This is a genomic window from Microbacterium suaedae (assembly GCF_003254645.1).
Taxonomy (GTDB): Bacteria; Actinomycetota; Actinomycetes; order Actinomycetales; family Microbacteriaceae; genus Microbacterium; species Microbacterium suaedae.
Genome location: NZ_PNFD01000002.1, coordinates 91,982 through 110,840, shown reverse-complemented (window position 1 = coordinate 110,840; position 18,859 = coordinate 91,982). Strand labels below are relative to the sequence as shown.

The 18,859-nt window shown below is 63.6% G+C and carries 17 protein-coding genes and 2 pseudogenes; 8 read left to right on the top strand and 11 right to left on the bottom strand.

Annotation, left to right across the window (positions count from 1 at the left end):
* The first annotated feature begins 21 nt into the window (after positions 1-21).
* The 3 genes from C0012_RS07035 (at position 22) to C0012_RS07025 (ending at position 1,677) form a co-directional block, all read left to right on the top strand.
* Positions 22-600, top strand: a complete 579-nt coding sequence (locus tag C0012_RS07035) for a dihydrofolate reductase family protein (RefSeq protein WP_110589281.1) — start codon at positions 22-24, stop codon at positions 598-600.
* Positions 601-958: 358 nt separating this feature from the next.
* Entirely contained in the window at positions 959-1,462 is a 504-nt protein-coding gene (locus tag C0012_RS07030; RefSeq protein WP_232527820.1) for a hypothetical protein, read from the top strand.
* A gap of 2 nt (positions 1,463-1,464) precedes the next feature.
* The gene (locus C0012_RS07025; protein ID WP_110589283.1) at positions 1,465-1,677 is read left to right on the top strand and encodes a helix-turn-helix transcriptional regulator; all 213 of its coding nucleotides are present in this window, start codon (positions 1,465-1,467) and stop codon (positions 1,675-1,677) included.
* A 104-nt stretch (positions 1,678-1,781) separates the two neighbouring features.
* Here the strand turns inward: C0012_RS07025 and C0012_RS07020 are convergent, their stop codons facing one another.
* The 4 genes from C0012_RS07020 to C0012_RS07005 all read right to left on the bottom strand — a co-directional run bounded on the left by C0012_RS07020 (position 1,782) and on the right by C0012_RS07005 (position 4,516).
* Entirely contained in the window at positions 1,782-2,336 is a 555-nt protein-coding gene (locus C0012_RS07020) for a GNAT family N-acetyltransferase (protein ID WP_110589284.1), read from the bottom strand.
* Positions 2,333-2,758, bottom strand: a complete 426-nt coding sequence (locus C0012_RS07015) for a type II toxin-antitoxin system VapC family toxin (protein ID WP_110589285.1) — start codon at positions 2,756-2,758, stop codon at positions 2,333-2,335. The genes C0012_RS07020 and C0012_RS07015 overlap by 4 nt, the downstream gene beginning before the upstream one ends.
* Positions 2,755-2,988 carry a FitA-like ribbon-helix-helix domain-containing protein gene (locus C0012_RS07010; protein WP_110589286.1) on the bottom strand — a complete coding sequence of 78 codons (234 nt, stop codon included), beginning with the start codon at positions 2,986-2,988 and terminating at the stop codon, positions 2,755-2,757. The genes C0012_RS07015 and C0012_RS07010 overlap by 4 nt, the downstream gene beginning before the upstream one ends.
* Positions 2,989-4,066: 1,078 nt before the next feature.
* Positions 4,067-4,516 (bottom strand): hypothetical protein, encoded by a 450-nt coding sequence (locus tag C0012_RS07005; RefSeq protein WP_110589287.1) that lies wholly within the window; start codon positions 4,514-4,516, stop codon positions 4,067-4,069.
* 23 nt (positions 4,517-4,539) lie between these two features.
* Here C0012_RS07005 and C0012_RS07000 point away from each other — a divergent pair, with 23 nt between their 5' ends.
* Together C0012_RS07000 and C0012_RS15865 are read left to right on the top strand one after the other, a co-directional pair.
* The gene (locus C0012_RS07000) at positions 4,540-5,589 is read left to right on the top strand and encodes a serine/threonine-protein kinase (RefSeq protein ID WP_110589288.1); all 1,050 of its coding nucleotides are present in this window, start codon (positions 4,540-4,542) and stop codon (positions 5,587-5,589) included.
* A 188-nt stretch (positions 5,590-5,777) separates the two neighbouring features.
* Positions 5,778-6,642, top strand: a pseudogene (locus C0012_RS15865) (IS5 family transposase).
* A 9-nt stretch (positions 6,643-6,651) separates the two neighbouring features.
* Here C0012_RS15865 and C0012_RS06990 read toward each other — a convergent pair.
* Entirely contained in the window at positions 6,652-6,849 is a 198-nt protein-coding gene (locus C0012_RS06990) for a hypothetical protein (RefSeq protein ID WP_232527818.1), read from the bottom strand.
* Positions 6,850-7,077: 228 nt separating this feature from the next.
* Here C0012_RS06990 and C0012_RS06985 point away from each other — a divergent pair.
* Positions 7,078-8,333 (top strand): annotated as a pseudogene (locus C0012_RS06985) (IS3 family transposase).
* A gap of 222 nt (positions 8,334-8,555) precedes the next feature.
* The gene (locus C0012_RS06980; protein ID WP_162621863.1) at positions 8,556-9,188 is read left to right on the top strand and encodes a hypothetical protein; all 633 of its coding nucleotides are present in this window, start codon (positions 8,556-8,558) and stop codon (positions 9,186-9,188) included.
* Here the strand turns inward: C0012_RS06980 and C0012_RS06975 are convergent.
* The 6 genes from C0012_RS06975 to glpX all read right to left on the bottom strand — a co-directional run bounded on the left by C0012_RS06975 (position 9,125) and on the right by glpX (position 17,641).
* Positions 9,125-12,469, bottom strand: coding sequence for a type I restriction endonuclease subunit R (locus C0012_RS06975; RefSeq protein ID WP_110589441.1), 3,345 nt, complete (start codon positions 12,467-12,469; stop codon positions 9,125-9,127). The genes C0012_RS06980 and C0012_RS06975 overlap by 64 nt on opposite strands.
* Positions 12,469-13,665 carry a restriction endonuclease subunit S gene (locus C0012_RS06970; protein ID WP_110589291.1) on the bottom strand — a complete coding sequence of 399 codons (1,197 nt, stop codon included), beginning with the start codon at positions 13,663-13,665 and terminating at the stop codon, positions 12,469-12,471. Before C0012_RS06970 ends, C0012_RS06975 begins: the two co-directional genes overlap by 1 nt.
* On the bottom strand, positions 13,662-15,212 hold the full coding sequence (locus tag C0012_RS06965; RefSeq protein ID WP_110589292.1) for a type I restriction-modification system subunit M: 1,551 nt from the start codon (positions 15,210-15,212) through the stop codon (positions 13,662-13,664). The genes C0012_RS06970 and C0012_RS06965 overlap by 4 nt, the downstream gene beginning before the upstream one ends.
* Positions 15,209-16,306 (bottom strand): redox-regulated ATPase YchF, encoded by a 1,098-nt coding sequence (ychF, locus tag C0012_RS06960; protein WP_110589293.1) that lies wholly within the window; start codon positions 16,304-16,306, stop codon positions 15,209-15,211. Before ychF ends, C0012_RS06965 begins: the two co-directional genes overlap by 4 nt.
* 38 nt (positions 16,307-16,344) lie before the next feature.
* The gene (locus C0012_RS06955) at positions 16,345-16,545 is read right to left on the bottom strand and encodes a UDP-N-acetylmuramyl pentapeptide phosphotransferase (RefSeq protein WP_110589294.1); all 201 of its coding nucleotides are present in this window, start codon (positions 16,543-16,545) and stop codon (positions 16,345-16,347) included.
* A gap of 94 nt (positions 16,546-16,639) precedes the next feature.
* Positions 16,640-17,641: a class II fructose-bisphosphatase gene (gene glpX, locus C0012_RS06950; protein ID WP_110589295.1), complete on the bottom strand. Its 1,002-nt coding sequence runs from the start codon at positions 17,639-17,641 to the stop codon at positions 16,640-16,642.
* Positions 17,642-17,812: 171 nt separating this feature from the next.
* Between glpX and fbaA the strand changes: the two genes are divergently transcribed.
* The gene (gene fbaA / locus C0012_RS06945) at positions 17,813-18,844 is read left to right on the top strand and encodes a class II fructose-bisphosphate aldolase (RefSeq protein WP_110589296.1); all 1,032 of its coding nucleotides are present in this window, start codon (positions 17,813-17,815) and stop codon (positions 18,842-18,844) included.
* The last annotated feature ends 15 nt before the right edge of the window (positions 18,845-18,859 follow it).

Below are 18,859 nucleotides of genomic sequence, written 5' to 3'. Positions count from 1 at the left end.
GCAACCAGATCGAGGATAGCTATGGGCACGTTGGTGTACTCCATGCAGGTGTCGCTTGATGGCTACGTCGCAGACACTACGGGCGAATTCACCTCGTGGGCCATGCCTGACGAGCAGGTTCTTGCCGCAGTCAACGACGAGTACTCGAAGGTCTCGACCTATCTGCTCGGTCGGCGGATGTACCAGATGATGGCTGTCTGGGAGACGAACCCCGAAGTCATCGAACAGTCGCCGCAGTCCACGGAGTTTGCACGGATCTGGCAACGGGCAGACAAAGTGGTCTTCTCCCGCACTCTTGAAACAGTCGCCACATCGCGCACGCAACTGCGCGCACAGTTCGACCCGGAAGAGGTCGCGGAAATAAAAGCTGATGCGCGAGGAAACGTGACGATCGACGGGCCAACTGTGGCTGCACAAGCGATTCGACACGGTCTTGTCGACCGGATCGACATGCTCGTGTGCCCCGTCGTCGTCGGTGGCGGACTGCGATTCCTGCCGGATCGCCGCCTAGATCTCAGCCTGCAGCACGAACAGAGATTCGATAATGGCATGGTGCAGCTGCGGTATGACGTGATCACTTCTCGCGAGATCAGCGCATAGCCAGCACGCCCGGCACTGCACGCCAAACGACAACTCCATCTCGACACCGCGTGGAATGTCGTGCAGCCGGCGCGCTCCGAGCCACAGGGGTACGCATCGGCAGTGATGGCCGTCGCGCTCAATCACGACCTTGCACTGTGGGGCCCTGCGCGCGCCGCATGGTGCAACCACTGCCTTCCGAAGGCGTCCTTCCGACCCGAAGGGCTGGGACCTCCGACCCGGCAGCCAAAGCCGCCAACGTCGTGCGGTCTACCGACCACGTAATACACCGGCGAACGCGCGGGGCCCACGCGACGACCCAAGGATCCCTGAACCGCACCTTGTGCAAAGCGCACTTCACATGTCAAGCTAGCTTCACATGTCAAACCTGCTTCACACGGGAGAGAGTATGACCACCAAGCCAACAACCGACGCGCGAACACGCTGGGGCCGGATCAAGTTCGCCGGAGGGCGAGTCCCCGCCATGGCTATTGCGATCCCGGCAGGCTTGGTTCTGGCCGTCGCAGCTGGTGCGCTCACTCTTTTGACTCAAGTTTCCGAGGGCGAGCACGCCCTGGTCGTCGCCGGCGTGACCGCTCTCGTCATGTCTTGGGGGCTCATAGGCCTCACCTGGGCCCTCGTCGTCGATCGCGCGAGCCTCCAGGGTGCAATTGACAACCCGGAAGAGTCGATCGAGTCGAAGTGGCTGGACACCGCCATGGCTGGTGCACTCCGCGACACGATCATGCTGACAGGGTTTGCACTCGCAACTCTCGCCATCACTGGCTTCGACATCGACGCGCTATGGGCACTCGTCGGAGTCATCCTGATCGCCTTCTCCAGCACCCTCGTGCGATACCTCATGGCGAAGAAGCGCAGCTGACGATGAGGAACTCGCTTCACGAACGCCGACTGGACCGCGGCTGGTCACAACAGCGCCTCGCCGATGAACTCGGAGTCTCCCGCCAGACCGTCATCTCCATCGAGCGCGGACGGTTCGACCCCTCATTGCCACTGGCTTTCCGCTTGGCCGAGGTTTTCGATTGCCGGATCGACGAACTCTTCGATCCGAAAGCCGCAGGAACGCAGCCGAATTGAGGTTCGGCTTGCGAGGGGCCACGAGAGGTCGAGCGGGATCGCGATCACACGTTGAACCGGAACTCCACCCAGTTTCGGCACGTAGGACCATCTGGAGTCAGCGGCTACCAAGCCCGTCCGCGCAGGTCGATGTCACCTTCCGGCCAAAGTTCGAGCGACGTGGTGATCGGGCGGATGAGGATCGGCTGGCCTGGCTCGTCCACGACAGGTTCACCATCGCGCCCGATCGACCTCTCACTGGCAACGATCCGAGCCCAACCACATGACAAGTAAAACGGGACGACTTGCTCTCGACAGCCCAGGTAGCCGAATGAGACGCCGCCGTGATCGCGCATCGACCGCGCGGCCAGCTCCATGAGATCGACCCCGAGACGCTGCCCTCGTGCTTCATCGCAGACCAGGACACCGCCGACCCCCGCGATCGCGACGGTTTCTGTGCCGACAGCGATCTCACGGCGTGTCCATCCCACGTGGCCTACGACGCGATCATCGATCCGCGCCATGACGTGGGCATCATGCGGTGCGTAGCCGTAGGGCTGTTCCTGATCCCATTCTCCGAAATCCTCGAGATACTCGCTATCGAAGAGCCGTCGAAGTTCACCCAGATCGGTCTCAGTGATCTCCTTATGGGCGATGACCTCGATCGAATGATGCTTCACGCGTCGACCTTCCACGGATCGACCAGCTCGACGCCGGTGTACACGAAGTCCTTCACGTTGCGCGTAGCGCAGGTCGCTCTGTGCGCCAGGCAGATCGCAGCGATCTGCGCGTCGGCCGTGCTGATCGGCGCGCCCGTGTCCTCTCGAGCCACGAGCACGTCTGCATAGCGGTCGGCCGCCACGTCATCGAACGGCAGCACAGCGCGACTACCCCGGTACGGCTCGAGCGCTGCGTCGATGCGCCTGGTCAACTCACCCTTGCGCCGGCCATCCGGCAGCCGCCGCACACCCGCTAACAGCTCCGCGAGCGTGACAGACGTGATCGCAACATCACCCGCCAACGACGCGAGCCAGTCCACGACGCGCGGCTCCGGCGACGGCCGGAAGATCTCCGAGATGACGTTCGTGTCGAGGACGATCACTCGAAGTCCGCCACCTGCGCGACGTCACCGCGCTCTGGGATCATCAGCTCATCGACACCGCCGATGTCCTGCGCTGCAGCCAGCAGCGCCATCCCGATGTGTGGCCGCGTCGCGGCCTTCGTGAGGATCTCCCGGACTTCAGCCTCCATGGACCGGCCATGCTCCTTCGCCTGCGTGGCGAGCTGCTGTTTCACGGCGTCGTCGAGACCGCGAACGATGATGGATGACATCGGCGATCACCTCCTCTGCTATCAACTATGATAGCACTGCCGGATCGCACCACACCAGTGCCCGCGAGGCTCAGTCAGCACAAAGCCGCCCGGCCATCTCGCCATGAGGCGACAGGGGCGGTGAGCAATGCTAGCTTCGTGCACTTACTACACGTTGAACCGGAACCCCACCGAGTTCCGGCACGGAGAACCATCTGAGATGCGGCCACTGGTGCTGCCGATCGGCACGACGAAGCTACTCTTGGCGTTCGCCTCGGCTGACCGCTGAAGTGAACTCCTACTCGGCGACGGAGCCCAACAGGTCGAGCGGCGACCCGCCTGAGCCGTCCGACCCCTTCGGCAAATCCAGTTGTGGGGGCCTGCCACAAGTTGAGGAGCACTCCGGCGACACTGGTCGGATTGGAGTTGCCGCAGACCAACGTGTCGACTTCCGAGCCGGCCTGGTCGGGGAATAGGATCGGATGATAGAACGACATGCCAAGTCAGAACAGTCCCAAAGCTCCGTGGCCCAGCAGCCGGGAAAGCTGCCGCCACCCAGCCTATTGATTCGGGATGCCCAGTGAGCCCACAACGACACACATCTGAAGTCTGGACGAAGCTCCACTGTTTCCATGAGGCTCGACACCTGGCGCGGTATTCTCACCTAATCGAGCATCCTTGCGATGAGAAATGGACGGAGACGGTCGTGGACCTTGTAAGCATCATGAACCGTGCCTCAGCAGTTGTTCGCGAGAATAATGCGGCCGACCATCTGCGGCGCTCGGCCGAGGCTCTGGTGAGTGCAGCGTCTGCATACGAAGGCTTCGGCGTAGTCGCCGCCAGCCCGCAGGCCGAGCGAGTGCTCGGGGCCGCGATGATGCTAGCTCCGGCCATGCATGGGGACAGCAGTGGCCCGTCGATCGTCTTCGACGTGAACTTCGCAAGCGGGACCCTGCTCGCCCGCGCAGCTCGACGCTTGCGGGACCGCGGTAACCAATCACCGCTCGTCGGCATCGTGCTCAACCCACTGTTCGATGCAGGCACCGAGATTCATGTCGCAGAGCTCGATTGTGTCCACGTCGAGCCCATGCGAGGTCCGCTACGGCAAGAGGACCAGTGCGGCGTACACCGCGTCACGGTACTTGCGCACTGATAAGCCCGCTGCGATGGCTTCCAAGTCGGCCTTCTTCTTTCCTGACAGCGTCGCGAGTCCTTGGGCATCCCTGGCCTCCACTCGGACGTCCGCGACATCGTGCAGGATGAAGAGAAGAGCCCCCTCAGCATGAGCCCGATGGAATCCAGCACGGTTCCTACGCGCAACTGGGGATGCACCCGCAGTCTTGATCACGGCGGCCTCGAACGACAGCCCCGGGAGCCGCCCTTGGAGAAGCCGAGCCAGACTGACCGCCTGTGCGCCGGGCTCAGTCTCCATCGTCTTGAGCGTGAAGCTCTCGACGAGAACGGGGCCAGACGGCTGCAGTTCGACGGTCGCGACGTTGACTTTCGGACTTCCAGCCGCGGGTTCCACGGAGATTCCCAGCACGTGCATACGCAGACCTTATCCTTTGATATGTGAATCTGTCGGAGTTTCCCCCGGGAACGACCATAAACGACCGCTACGAGCTAGTGAGTAACCTCGGTGCCGGGGCTGGCGGCTCCGTCTACGAGGCCCACGACAGACACCTCGACGCTCTGATCGCGGTGAAGCTGCTCAACCCGCTGGAGGAGGGCTCGGCAGGACCCTGGCGCGAGGCCCAACTGCTCGAGCAACTCAAGTCGCGATTCCTACTCAATGTGCTGAACGCCGACGTCGTGATCAACAGCGACATCCGGTTCATCGTCACTCCTGTGATGAGCGGTGGCGACTTGGAAGGAATCGCCGAACGGAACGGCCTACCCCCGTCGACGGCAGCTCACTTGGTGCAACAGATCGCCTCGGGACTCGACCGTATCCACCGGGCTTGCATGGTTCACCGAGACGTCAAGCCGGGCAACGTCCTGGTAAGCAACAATGAGGCCATTCTCGCCGACCTGGGCTTCTGCCACCTCCTTGGTGACGACGGAACAGCACCCCCGAACGGAACCTTCTGCACCGTTGCCCCTGAGGTTCTCGGAGAGAGTGGCAAATGCTCCCCAGCGAGCGATGTCTATTCCCTAGCCGCGACGGCGTATTACCTCCTGAGCGGCGAGTATCCGGTTGACCACCGGATTTCGAAGCAGGAACAGCATGATCAAATCGTGGCTGGTTCAATCCGCGAGCTTCGCACCATCGCCCCGCACGTGTCTCGAGCGGTCGGAGCCGTGGTACGGAAGTCGCTCAACTGCGACCCGGCAAAGCGCCATACGAGCGCAACAGACTTCGCCAATGCTTTGGTGGGTGCCGCCCAGGGCAGCAGAGACTGGCACCGCGTGACGCATGCAGGACACCTGCATTGTGTCTTCGGGGCGAGCCATGGCCCTAAGAAGGAAGTCCGAGTCTGTTGCACGCAAATCGACAAACGCTCCATCGAGGTCAGTACCCGGATGGTCGGAAGCGGACGTCAGGTCCCAGGCACGCCGGATACTCGCGTCGCCCCGGGAAAGCTAACCGTTACGCTGCAGCAACTGACAGCGAGCCTCTGAGACCGGTACGCGGTCAAGTCAGGCAACGACGCAGCGAATCACAGAGCGAACCTCCACTCCACCGGGTTCCGGCACATACCAAGCTGTGGTCGTCGATCATTGATGACCATGTTTAGGCCACTCTGCCGACGCCGGGCAAGGCCGTGTTGCTAGATGCTGGTTCGGGCCCTTCGGGTGATCCTTGAGACGTGTCGCGAGATGTCATCACGGACGAGGTCTGGGAGCTGATCCGGGACGTGTTCCCGCCGGTGAGGACGCGGGGTCGCCCTCCGGCGGATCGGCGCACGGTGGTCGAGGCGACCGCGTGGCGGTTCCGGACGGGATCGGCGTGGCGAGACCTGCCCGACCGGTTCGGGAGCTGGAACACGATCTACAAGAACTTCCGCCTATGGGCGACCGACGGCGTCTGGGAGGATCTGCTCACGCACATGCAGAAGCGGGCGTCGCTCGCTGGCGAGATCGACTGGGTCGTGTCGGTGGATTCCTCGATCGCGCGTGTCCATCAGCATGGCGCGGCCCTGCCCCGGGTCGCAGGCGGTTCCATCGAACTACAAGAAGTCGGGGCCGGAGCCTCCTGACCACGCGATCGGCCGGTCACGGGGTGGTTTGACGACGAGGATCCATCTCGTCTGCGACGGGCAGGCGCGCACTCTGGCGTTCGTCCTCACCGGCGGGCAGGTCGCAGACACGAGCATGTTCACCGACGTGCTCGACGAGATCCACATCCCCAGACGAGGACCTGCGCGCACGAGGCCGGATCGGGTGCTCGCGGACAAGGGCTATCCGTCGAAGAGGAACCGGGCCTGGCTGCGCGAGCGCGGCGTCAAGGCCACGATCCCCGAACGCGACGACCAGATCGCTCACCGCCGCAAGCGTCCGGGGCGTCCGATCGACTTCGGTGACGAGCAGCAGGAGCGCTACAAGGGCCGCAACGTCGTCGAGCGGTGCTTCAACTTCGTGAAGCAGTGGCGAGGACTCGCTTCCCGCTACGACAAGACCGCCCGGTCATACGCGGCAGGGCTCTGCCTCTCCGCCGCCTTGCAATGGATTTAGCAACACGGCCTAGCTGCCCAGTGCTGCTTCGAGCTCAGCCTCAGAGTAGCCAAAGGTGTAGTCCTCGTCTTTCCCGTTCGACGCCCAGATATTTGCAGCCTCGTAGACGCTCAACGACTCATCGCTCTGGTCGTCGTGCTCGACATCGTCGAGTCCGTACTTGCAGTTGTCGCAGTACATCTCGGAGAACACGTAACGCTTAGTCAACGACGTACCGCAGCGAGGGCACGGCGGCGTGTCACCCTCGTAGGCATTTTCTTCTTCCCAAGTCTTGCGACGAAAAGCGTCAAACAGTCCCACGAATACTCCAATCACTTCGACGGGCTGACCCATCCCGAGCGCTACAACTTAATCGAGCATATGCGGCGAGGTTCGTCCAGACGCTCGATGAATCGCCCTGGGTTTCGTTCCGTTCTTCAAGCAAGGATGGAACCGATGAATCAGAAGTACTCGCCCGAGATGCGCGAGCGCGCGCTCCGGATGCTCGACGAAGCGCGCGCGAGCGGCGATCGTCTGAACCTGATGTCCGCGGTGCGGCATGTGTCCGGCTTGCTCGGCATGAGCGCGGAGACGTTGCGTGTGTGGCATCGCCGTCGCGAGGTCGACACGGGTCAGCACCCGGGTGTGCCGACCGACGTCGCTGAGGAGAACAAGCGCCTGCAGCGCGAGGTCGCCGAGCTGCGGAAGGCGAACGAGGTCCTCAAGGCTGCGAGCGTGTTTTTCGCGAAGGAGCTCGACCGTCCCTGACGAGCATGATCCGCTTCATCGATGAGCATCGGGATCGTTTCGGGGTCGAGCTCCTGTGCTGCGTACTGAAGGGCGCGGTGCCAGGGTTCCTCACCTCGCGCGCGGGTATCGCGCGGCGAAGGCGCGCGTGCCCTCCGCGAGGCAGTTGAAGGAGGAGCTGCTCGTCCCGGAGGTCCAGCGCCTCCATGAGGAGAACTACGGAATCTACGGGGCCAGGAAGATGCATGCCCTGCTCAAGCGCGATGGGTGGGATGTCGGTCGCGACCAGACCGCGCGGTTGATGACGCTCGCGGGGGTGCGCGGGGTGGCGCGGGGTGGCGCGGTCGAAGAAGGTGTTCACCACGACTCCCGATCCGGCGCAGGAGAAGCCGAAGGACCTCGTGAAGCGCGACTTCACCGCGTCCGCGCCGAACCGACTTTGGGTCGCCGACATCACATACGTAGCGACATGGGCGGGGTTCGCGTACGTCGCGTTCGTGATCGACGTGTTCGACCGGATGATCGTCGGCTGGAACGTCGCGTCGACGCTTCGCGCCGAAGTGCTGCCGCTGCAGGCGCTGAACATGGCCGCGTTCAACGCGACCGGGTCGCTGGACGAGCTCGTCCATCACGCCGACCACGGGTCGAACTACCTCTCGATCGTCTACACGGACCGCATCGCCGAGCTCGGCGCGAAACCGTCGACGGGGACGGTAGGCGACTCGTTCGACAATGCCGTCGCCGAGGCCGTGAACGGACTCTACAAGACCGAGCTGATCCGTCGGAAGGGCCCGTGGCGGACGGTCGGGCAGGTCGAGCTGGCGACGCTCGAGTACGTGTGGTGGTGGAACAACGCGCGCCTCCACGGCGAGCTCGGCTACCGCACGCCGGTCGAAGTCGAGGCCGCGTACCACGCTGAAACCGAATCAGCCCAACCAGCGCTCGCTGGACAGGGAACCCGATAGGAACGAAACCCAGGGCGATTCACTGAGCTCTCGGCGATCCGCCTCGCGGACCTTGGCTTCGACGTCGACGCCATCGTGCAAGGTCAGGGCGAGGCTATCGAGCGACTGCTGGCGAAGACGAAGAGGCTACGGCGGGCTCGGTCGGTAACGCCGGGAATGTTGCTGCGTCGTCTTTGGCGCGGACACCTTGCCGAGGCTCTGGAGGCGCTCGGAGAGCTGCCGGTGTCCGACGAGACTTTCCGCTGGGTCCGGAGGGAGGTGCTGTACTTGCCCGGCGTCCGGGGCCTTATTGACGGCTTCTGCGTCGCTGAGGAGGTCGGGCGGTCGGGCAAGATCGGCGCGATTAGTGTCGAGGATAGCTCGGAGGAGCTGGCGGCTGCGGGGGCCGAGGACTTGCTGTGCCGTCGGGAGACCATTGCGGCCTGGGCGTGGGATTCGATTGTCGAGGACGAGGACGGCGGCTCTGATGTGGAGGCCGAGCCGGTTCCCGGATTCCGTCTTGCCATCGACGCGAAGAAGAAGGCCAAGGCCGAGGCCGCCAAGGAGGGACAAGCCCGGCGAGACCGAGAGAAGGCCGAGGTGGCAGAGGCAGAGCGAAAGGCCAGTCGCCAGCGTGTAGTGGCGTGGCAGGCCCAGAAGCGCGCCGAGCGAAAGAATAGGAGCACCAGGAGCCGCCAGAGGATCTTGGCGGAAATGGCTGCGAGCACCGAGGAACTCGAACAGCCGGGCGATGACGGTCACGATGGTCTCGTCTGTGAAGCAGAGACCCGCGACTTCAGGACGCTTGATGGTCAGGTGCCTGGGTACCCCAGTGAGTCGTTCGCGTCAGTGGCACCCAGTTGCACCGCGACGTGAGCGGCGAAGGCCGGGTCATCGTGAATGCGGGCAACGACGTCATCAGCGATCTTGTCCACATCAAGGGGGCCAACGTATTCCACGGATGGTGCCGGCCAGTGAAAGTCGATTCTGGGCGCGTAGGCGCTCTCACCGTCGTCACCGTAGGCGGTAAGGACGTGATCAAAGACCAGCCGCATCTTCGAGGTAAAAATATCCAGCGTGTAGGGCTTCTCGGGCAGGCCCTGGTCGAGGACCTGGCGGATCGTGCTGTCGACGTCGTTCATAACGTCGACCTTGCGACGCCAGTCCTGGACGAGTTTCTCGTGCAGGTGCTCCAGGAGCTTCCTGGCGCTTGCCTTCACAGTCTCGCGCTCATCGGCGCTAAGAACAGGATCATGCTGGGTCAGCAGGTCGAAGATCGCGAGCTCTTCCTCGGTCACGCCTTCGCGTACCGAGCGCTCCTCTTCGACCGTCAGTGTCTCCGAGAGCTCGATCAGGCGACGAAGGTACTCGTCAATGTTCACACTGCCCGCGTTGTATTCATCGATCAGCTTCTCGATTCGTTCAACCAGCTCGTAGCGGGTCGGGTTCCGGGTCGCTGCGCTGATGGCCTGCTGGCGGAGCAGTTGGGCCATCCGGTCTGTTTCCGCTCGCTTTCGCCCAGCGAACTTGGCTGCCAGCCCCTCGAAGTCGATCTGCGACAGATCGATGAGCGGGTCCGGCTTCGTTCCCTCGGCAGCGGCCCGAATAACGTACTCCTCGGCACCCACGGATCGGTCAAGCAGGGCATCCACCGCATCCGGCACCGTCCCCAGGTCGACCTCCGGTGGACGTGTGACCTCTGCGATGCGTTCGGCGAGAACTCTGACCGCAGCAACATTGCGTTGTTGGGCAGCGGCCTTGGGATCCGGCAGCAGGGCTTTGAAGAGCTTGCGGACCTGCCGAGCGCGCTGCTGGAAGTCAGTGCGGGTCTCCTCGTCGACCAGCAGCGATTCGACAGCGGCATCACGTTTGGCGACGTGGTCAAACCCTTCGGCATCGCGCATCGCGGCAAGGTCCACTCCCACGCCGGAGCAGAAGATGAACAGTTCAGCCACCGCGGCGTCCAGCTCACCGGCAAGGGCGTCAATGATCTCGATGGGTGACTCGCCCGCGTCGGCGGCCCCGTAAATCGCCAGGGCCTTCTCCAGATTCCGGAAAACCCCGACGTAGTCAACGATCAGGCCGTTGTCCTTCTCCGGGAAGACACGGTTGGCGCGAGCGATCGTCTGCATCAGCGTGTGGTTGCGCATCGGCCGGTCGAGATAGACCGTCGAGACGCTCGGCGCGTCGAAACCGGTCATCCACATGGCACACACGAACACCAGCCGCAGAGGGTCGTCGGAGTCCTTGAACTTCTCGGCCAGATCCTCGCGGTTCATCCGCTCACGATGCGGGCGGATGTCGAGGCCGAGGTCGTCGAGCATCTTCAGTTCGTTCTGACTCTGCGAAACCACCACCGCCATGTCGGTGGTCTCCATCAACTCGATACGTGAGGCCAACCAGGGCCGCTCAAGTTCGGGGAGGGCGTCGTGCGCGGCCCTCAACTCGGCCAGGTGCTCGGTCCAGGCCTCCTGCACGAGGTTGAACATACGCACGGCAGCGGCCTTGTCCAACCCGACATACATCGCCTTGCCGGAGAAGCCACGGCCCACGAAGTGGGAGACGAGGTCCTTCGCGATGGTCTTGAGGCGGTCGGGCCGTGTCAGCAGCGTGTACTGCGTGCCGAAGACGCGGGCGAGTTGGCCTTCGGCGTCCTCGTCGAGTTCAGCATCCTCGAGGAGTTCCTCGAGTTCTTCGGAGAAGTTCTCGTTAACCAGTTGAAGTTCGGGGATGCGGTTCTCGTAGTACAGCGGAACCGTCGCGCCGTCATCGATCGCGTCGCGAAAGTTATAGACGCTGACGTAGTCACCGAACTGCTCGCGCGTGGCCTGCTCCTCCCCGGTAATCAACGGTGTGCCGGTGAAGCCCATCATTGACGCGTTCGGCAACGCCGTGCGCATGTTCAGTGCAAGCGTGTCGTACTGGCTGCGGTGTGCCTCGTCAGTGATGACGATGACATCAGACCTTGTGGACAGGACCGGCATCTGCTGCTCCCCCAAACCCTTGGAGGGTTGGAACTTCTGGATCAGCGTGAACACATACCGGTGATCAGCAGCCAGCAGTTCACGCAGGTGCACCACGGACTCCGCGTGCACCCGCGCCTCGGGCGAGATCGCCCCTGCGTCGGCGAACTCACCATGCAACTGAGTGTCGAGCTCTTTGCGGTCCGTCACCATGACGAACGTCCACTTGCCGGCCACCTGACGCAGCACCTTTTGGGTGAACCACAGCATTGACAGTGACTTGCCCGAACCTTGGGTGTGCCAGAAGACACCGAGGCGCTTGTCATGCTCGGCCCGCGACCGGTGAAGGTTCTCAATCGCCGCGTTGACCCCATGGAACTGGTGCGACCGCGCCATGACCTTGATCAGGCCACCGGGCCGCTCCATGTACGCGACGAAGTTCTCCACCAGGTCCAGCAGCACCGCTGGGTCACAAGTGCCACGCAGCGCGGTTTCCAGGGCAATCGCCCCGCGCGTGCCTTGGGCGTCGATCACCTTCCAGTCGTTGAAGAACTCGTACGGCGAATACGTCGACCCGACCTTGGCGTGGCTGCCGTTGGACAGCAGCACGAAACAGTTCGGTATGAAGAGCTGCGGGATGGTGTCGCGGTAGTCAGTCAGGTTGTTGTCGTATGCCGCCTTGACCGACTCGTTCGGCTCCTTGAACTCCATCAGCACGAGTGGGACACCGTTGACGAACAGAGCCAGATCGAGTCGGCGGCTGTGCAATTCGCCCTTGATCCACATCTGCTGTACGGCTAACAGGTCATTGTTCGAAGGATTGCTCAGATCGAGGTACCGAAGGGTCTCGATCTGCTTGTCTCCGCGGCCGTCTACCCACTCAGCGCGGTACCCGTCGCGTAGCAGGTCATGGACCGCGCGGTTGGCCCGCACCCGGTCCATGGCTGCTCGGTCCTTGGTGAGTACCTCAATCGCCTCGTTGATCGAGGTGTCCGGCACATGCTCAGTGTTGAGTTTGCGCATCGCGGCTCGCAGGCGGTGCGTGAGAACAACATCGCGTCGGGAGTCGCGACCCAGCGTGCCCTGGGCTCCCAGAGTCTCCTGGAAGGCATCAACAGCGGTCCAGCCAAGTTGCTCAAGAAGCTCGATGCTTGGCTTCTCCACGTACCAGTACTCTGGACCGGTCGGGCTCATCACGCCACCGCACCTTCACCGGCGCGTTCTGCCGCGATCAGCGCATCCAGGTCGAGCGTCGAGATGTCGATCTGCCCCGTCACCAGTTTTGGCAGCAGGAGGTCACGCAGCGCAGACGTCGTCTCGCTGCTGGCCAAAAGAAAATCGATCTGCTCCAGAAGCGGAGAGATCACGGCATTGAACGCCTCGACGACGGGAGCGGCGGGCCGAACCAACTCCAGCGCTTCGACATCTGACTTCCGCAACTCTGTCTGTCCTGTCGCCCCCGCGCCCAGCCGTTCGATGTCGCTCTGCTTGGCTAGCAAGCTCATCGCATACCAGGGGTTCAAAGAACCTTGCACTGGTCGGCATATGGTTACGTGGGAATCAACGGTGACGCCCTCGGAGAGACCGCGATACATTGCCACCCTCCCCAGAGTTCCTACTCCAGTAGAGTTAATTAGCACATCCCCGGATCGGATTCGTTTCGCTTCCGAGACCGAGCGCTCCTGACGCCGCGACGGCGCAAGCGAGACACGACCATTACGTATGCACTTCTGGTTGAGTACGATCCACTCACCATCCTTTGCGTACTTGGGCGAGATGCCGCGCACGACGACGGCCGAGACTTCACCCACGGCTCGCACTACCCACCCCTCTGGAATCGGGCCAAGGGCAGACTCGACGATGGGCACGTCTTGGTGTCCGGGGTAGCGGAACTTCACGAACCACTCACGGTAGATGGACCGGGCCTTCTCTTCCAGGATCTCAACCCGACGTCGGTTGTTCTCGATCAGGTCGTCGAAATCGGCCAACACCCGTCCAATGCGGACGCGCACGTTCGGCTCAGGAACACGGAATCGAAGCGCCTTCAGGATTCCCTGCGTAACCAAAGGTTGAGCCGCCCCGCCGGCATAGCGATGAAGATGTGCGGAACGCAGGAGATAGCCCAAGTAGTCGAGATCGTCATCGATCGCCGGTTCGATGACGATGGTGTTATCCGAGGCCCAGAACGGTTCGTGGCTAACTGCTACCGCTCCACAATAGGCACCGACGCGGCCGACGATGATGCCTGATCCGTATCGCGCCTCATCGGAGCCGCCAATGACGCCGTTCGCGCCGTAAGCATTGAACTCACCTCGCTGTCCGGGCGTGATTGGCTTTCCGCTCGAGAACTTCCCCAGTTCCGCGAGCGTGACCTCCCGCCACTCGCTCATGCGCCGAGGATCCCTTGAACGGCAGCTTCAACCTTCGTACGGAGCACGTCCGCCTCGTCGCTCAACTTCGTGAACTCCTCGTATAGCGCTTCGAGGTCGCCCATGAAGTCGACATCGCTCTCGTCAACTGCTGCGGTGCCGGTGTATCGGCCGGGGTTGAGGCTCCAGCCTTGCGCTTCGATCTCGGCGCGGGTGGCAACCTTGCACAGGCCTCCGACGTTGACGTACTTCCCTTCGGGGAAGTTCTCCTTGAGCAAGGTGTCGCTGCCGTCAGCGGTCTCGATGTCCTCGCCGCGGTAGAGCCGCACGATGTTGGCCAAGAACTCGATCTGCTCAGCAGTGAAGTCGCGGTGGGCGCGGTCGATCTGACGGAAGATGTGACGGGCGTCCAGGAACAGCACCGTGTCCTCGCGCGCCGTGCCCACCTTGGCCTTGTCGAGGAACCACAGCGTGACCGGCAGAGTGACGGTGTAGAAGAAGTTCGAGCTGATCGCGACCATCACGTCAACGGTGCCGGACTCGACCAACTGTTTGCGGATCTCCTTTTCCGAGTGGCCCGCGTCGCCGGCCGAGTTGGCCATGACGAAGCCAGCGCGCCCCTTCGGCGAGAGCGCCGCGTAGAACTGCTGGATCCACAGGAAGTTGCCGTTGTCGGCCTTCGGCAGTCCGAAGGGGAACCGTTTGTCGCCGGCCAGCTGGTCCTTCTTGATCTTGTCGACGTTGAAGGGAGGGTTGGCCATCACATAGTCGAACGCTCCAACGGCGCTGTGTGGGTCCTCGTAATAGCTGTTGGCCTGGCGGATGTCACCGGAAAGCCCGTGGAGGGCGAGGTTCATCTTCGCCAACGGGACGGTGTCCTCGGTCTTCTCCGCGCCGAAGACCGAGAGCTTACGACTAGCAGAATCGTGGTGGCGCTCGACGAACTTCCCGCACTGGACGAACATGCCACCCGAGCCGCACGCAGGGTCAAACACGCGGCCTTGGAACGGCTGCAGGATCTCGACGATGAGGCGGACGATCGAGTAAGGCGTGAAGTACTCTCCGCCGCCCTTGCCTTCCTGGGCCGCGAAGTTGGAGAGGAAGTCTTCGTAGATGAAACCGAAGGCATCGCCTTCGAGTTGGGTCGGTAGCGACGCGAAGAGGCGTAGGAGCTCAATCAGGGTCGAGCGCTCCAGCTTCTGGTAGCCGCGCGGGAGGATGTCCTTCAGCTCAGGGTTGGCTGCCTCGATGGCTTTGATCGCCTCGTCGGTGGCCTTGCCGATGTCTTCGGCCTCGGGCAATTCCACCAAGTTGGAAAGGCGTGACTCGTCGGGGACGTACAGCACCGACTTCGCCTTGTAGTCGGCGATCGTCGCCGGGTTGCGAGCACTGGCCTTGGCCTCGACGTCACCCCTGACGGCCTCGAACCGGTTTTCGGCGTAGGCCAGGAACACGAGCCCGAGCACCGGGTCGCGGTACTGGACAGGGGTGAGCTTGGAGTTGGCACGCAGTTCGTCAGCAGCGGCCCAAAGGGCCGCGCGTACCTTGGCGAGGTCAGTCGTCTTCACTTCTTGCCCTGTGCGGCAGAGGTTATTCCGTGTCGGAACTCCACCACATCCCCATCGGCCATGACGTAGTCCTTGCCCTCCATGCGCACCTTGCCTGCGGCCTTCGCTTCGCTCATCGAGCCGAGAGCGTCGAGGTCGGCGAACGAGACGATCTCGGCCTTGATGAAGCCGCGCTCGAAGTCGGTGTGGATGACGCCCGCCGCCTGCGGGGCCGTCGCGCCCTTGCGGATCGTCCAGGCGCGCGCTTCCTTCGGGCCCGCCGTGAGGTAGGTCTGCAGGCCGAGCGTCTCGAATCCGACGCGGGCGAGCTGGTCGAGACCCGATTCCTCCTGGCCGAGCGACTGCAGCAGCTCAAGCGCCTCGTCGGCGTCGAGGCCAATGAGCTCGGACTCGACCTTCGCGTCGAGGAACACGGCCTTCGCCGGCGCCACGAGCTCGGCGAGCTCGGACATGCGCGCCTCGTCCGTCAGCACGCCCTCATCGACGTTGAAGACGAACAGCGTCGGCTTCGCCGTGAGCAGGCCGAGCTCCCTCACGAGCGTCGTGTCGAAGCCCGCCTGGAACAGCGTCTTTCCCGCCTCGAGGATCGCGAGCGCGTCCTTCGCGGCGTCGAGAACGGCCGGATCGACCTTCTTGCCCTTGACTTCCTTCTCGAGGCGCGGGATCGCCTTCTCGAGCGTCTGCATATCGGCGATCATCAGCTCGGTGTTGATCGTCTCCATGTCACTCGCCGGGTCGACTGCCCCGTCGACGTGCGTGACATCGCCGTCCGTGAAGCCGCGCACGACCTGCGCGATCGCGTCGGCCTCGCGGATGTTCGCGAGGAACTGGTTGCCGAGCCCCTCTCCCTCGCTCGCGCCGCGAACGATGCCCGCGATGTCGACGAACGACACGGGCGCCGGGAGGATCTTCTGGGATCCGAAGATCTCCGCGAGACGATCGAGACGCGGATCCGGCAGTTCGACGACGCCGACGTTCGGCTCGATCGTCGCGAACGGGTAGTTCGCCGCGAGCACGGTGTTCTTGGTCAGTGCGTTGAAGAGGGTCGACTTGCCCACATTGGGCAGTCCCACGATGCCGATAGTCAGAGCCACGGGAGAGCAGTCTACGCGGCCCGGCCGGGCCGCCCCTCTCAGCCCGGAAGCAGGTTGAGCGCCGCGAGGACTCCAGCCGAGACGACGATGAAGCCGCCGATCGACCACCAGACACTCGGTTCTGTGCCGGCCGGGCGCCGCACACGGAAGAGCACGTCGGGGCGACGAGCCGGGTCCTGCGCGTCTGCCACCACCGCGCGCGCTCCGGCCGACGGCGACTTCTCCGACTGCTCACTCATAGGGCGATTATCGCACGGGGAGCGCCACCGACCGGGAACGTGATCAACTCGTGAACCGCGGATCCACTGGGAACCGCACAGGCCGGGCCGCGGCTCACAGCCACTTCGACTCGAGGTGGTCACTCGAGATGCGACGCAGTGTGCCCGAATGGCCGCGCAGCACGACGCTCTCCGTGTAGAGATAGCCGTCCTGACGCTTCACGCCGGCCACGAGCGCACCGTCCGTGACGCCCGTCGCCACGAAGATCGTGTTGCTGCCCGTCACCATGTCCTCGGCTTCGAGCACGTCGTCCATCGGCAGCCCCGCGTCGATCCCCTTCTGTCGCTCGTCGTCGTCCCGGGGCCACATGCGCCCCTGGATGTGCCCGCCGAGCGCCTTGATCGCGCACGCGGTGACGATTCCCTCCGGGCTGCCGCCCACGCCGACACACATGTCCGTGCGGGCATCGTGGCGCGCCGCATTGATTCCGCCCGCGACATCGCCGTCGCTCATCAGACGCGTTCCCGCACCTGTCGACCGGATGTCGGCGACCAGCTGCTCATGCCGGGGTCGGTTCAGCACCGAGACGACCATCTCCTCGACAGGCTTGCCGAGTTCCTTCGCAAGCAACCGGATGTTCTCCTGGATCGGACGCCGGATGTCGACGACGCCGACACCCGCGGGCCCCGTGACGATCTTGTCCATGTAGAACACACTCGAGGCATCGAGCATCGTGCCGCGATCCGACATCGCGATCACCGAGAGCGCATTGTTGCGCCCCTCCGCCGTGAGCGTCGTTCCGTCGATCGGATCCACGGCGATGTCATAGGAGCGTCCCCTCCCCGTACCGACGTGCTCGCCGTTGAAAAGCATCGGCGCGGCGTCCTTCTCGCCCTCGCCGATCACGACGACGCCGTCGAACTCGACGGTCGTGAGGAAGGCGCGCATGGCGTCGACAGCCGCGCCGTCGGCGAGCTCCTTCTGCCCCCGCCCGATGAATGGCGACGAGCGAATCGCGGCGGCTTCCGTGGCGCGCACAAGCTCGAGCGCGATGTTGCGATCCGGCTGCAGCGGGATGAGGTCGTCGGTGTCGTGGATCTCGTGATCGGCGGTCATGCTCCCGAGAGTAGCCACGCAGACGCTCGCAGGACGAGCCCGATGCACCGATGTGCATGAAGGAATCGACATTCTTTCGATTACCGTGCGCGAAGGCCCTCGAGTTCCGTCGACCGCGTCCACACCATAGGCTGTGAGGGCTTTCACCATTCGACACGAAGGAGCCGCGCCATGCCGGTCGCAACCCCGGACCAGTACGCCGAGATGTTCACGCGCGCGAAGGAGGGCGGCTTCGCCTTCCCCGCGTTCAACGTCTCCAGCTCTCAGACGATCAACGCCGTCCTCCAGGGCCTGACGGAGGCCGGCTCCGACGGCATCATCCAGGTCACGACGGGCGGCGCCGACTACTTCGCCGGCCACACGGTCAAGGCGCGTGCGACAGGCGCGATCGCCATGGCGCAGTATGTCCGCCAGGTCGCCAAGAGCTACCCCATCACCGTCGCCGTGCACACCGACCACTGCCCGAAGGACGCGCTCGACAGCTTCCTCCTCCCCCTCCTCGCCGCGAGCGAGGAGCAGGTGAAGGCCGGCGGCGAGCCGATCTTCAACTCGCACATGTGGGACGGTTCGGCCGTGCCGCTCGACGAGAACATCGCCATCGCGCAGGAGCTCCTCCCCCGCACGCACGCGATCGGATCGATCCTCGAGATCGAGGTCGGCATCGTCGGCGGCGAGGAAGACGGCGTCAAGCATGAGGGATCGAACGAGGCGCTCTACACGACCGTCGGCGACGTGACGAAGGCCGTCGAGGCCCTCGGTCTCGGCGAGAAGGGCAAGTACATCTCGGCTCTCACCTTCGGCAACGTCCACGGCGTGTACAAGCCGGGCGGGGTCAAGCTCCGCCCCGAGCTGCTCGGCGAGATCCAGGAGGGCATCGCCGCGAAGTTCGGCACGGGCGAGAAGCCGCTCGACCTCGTGTTCCACGGCGGCTCCGGCTCGACCGACGAGGAGATCGCCACGGCGGTCGCGAACGGCGTCATCAAGATGAACATCGACACCGACACGCAGTACGCGTTCACGCGCTCGATCGCCGGCTACATGTACGAGAACTACGCCGACGTGCTCAAGGTCGATGGCGAGGTCGGTAACAAGAAGAAGTACGACCCCCGCGCCTGGGGCAAGGTCGCGGAGTCGGCCATGGCCGCCCGCGTCGTCGAGTCGACGAAGCAGCTCGGCTCGCACGGTCACTCCATCAGCGCCTGACCGGCCTGCTTCTCA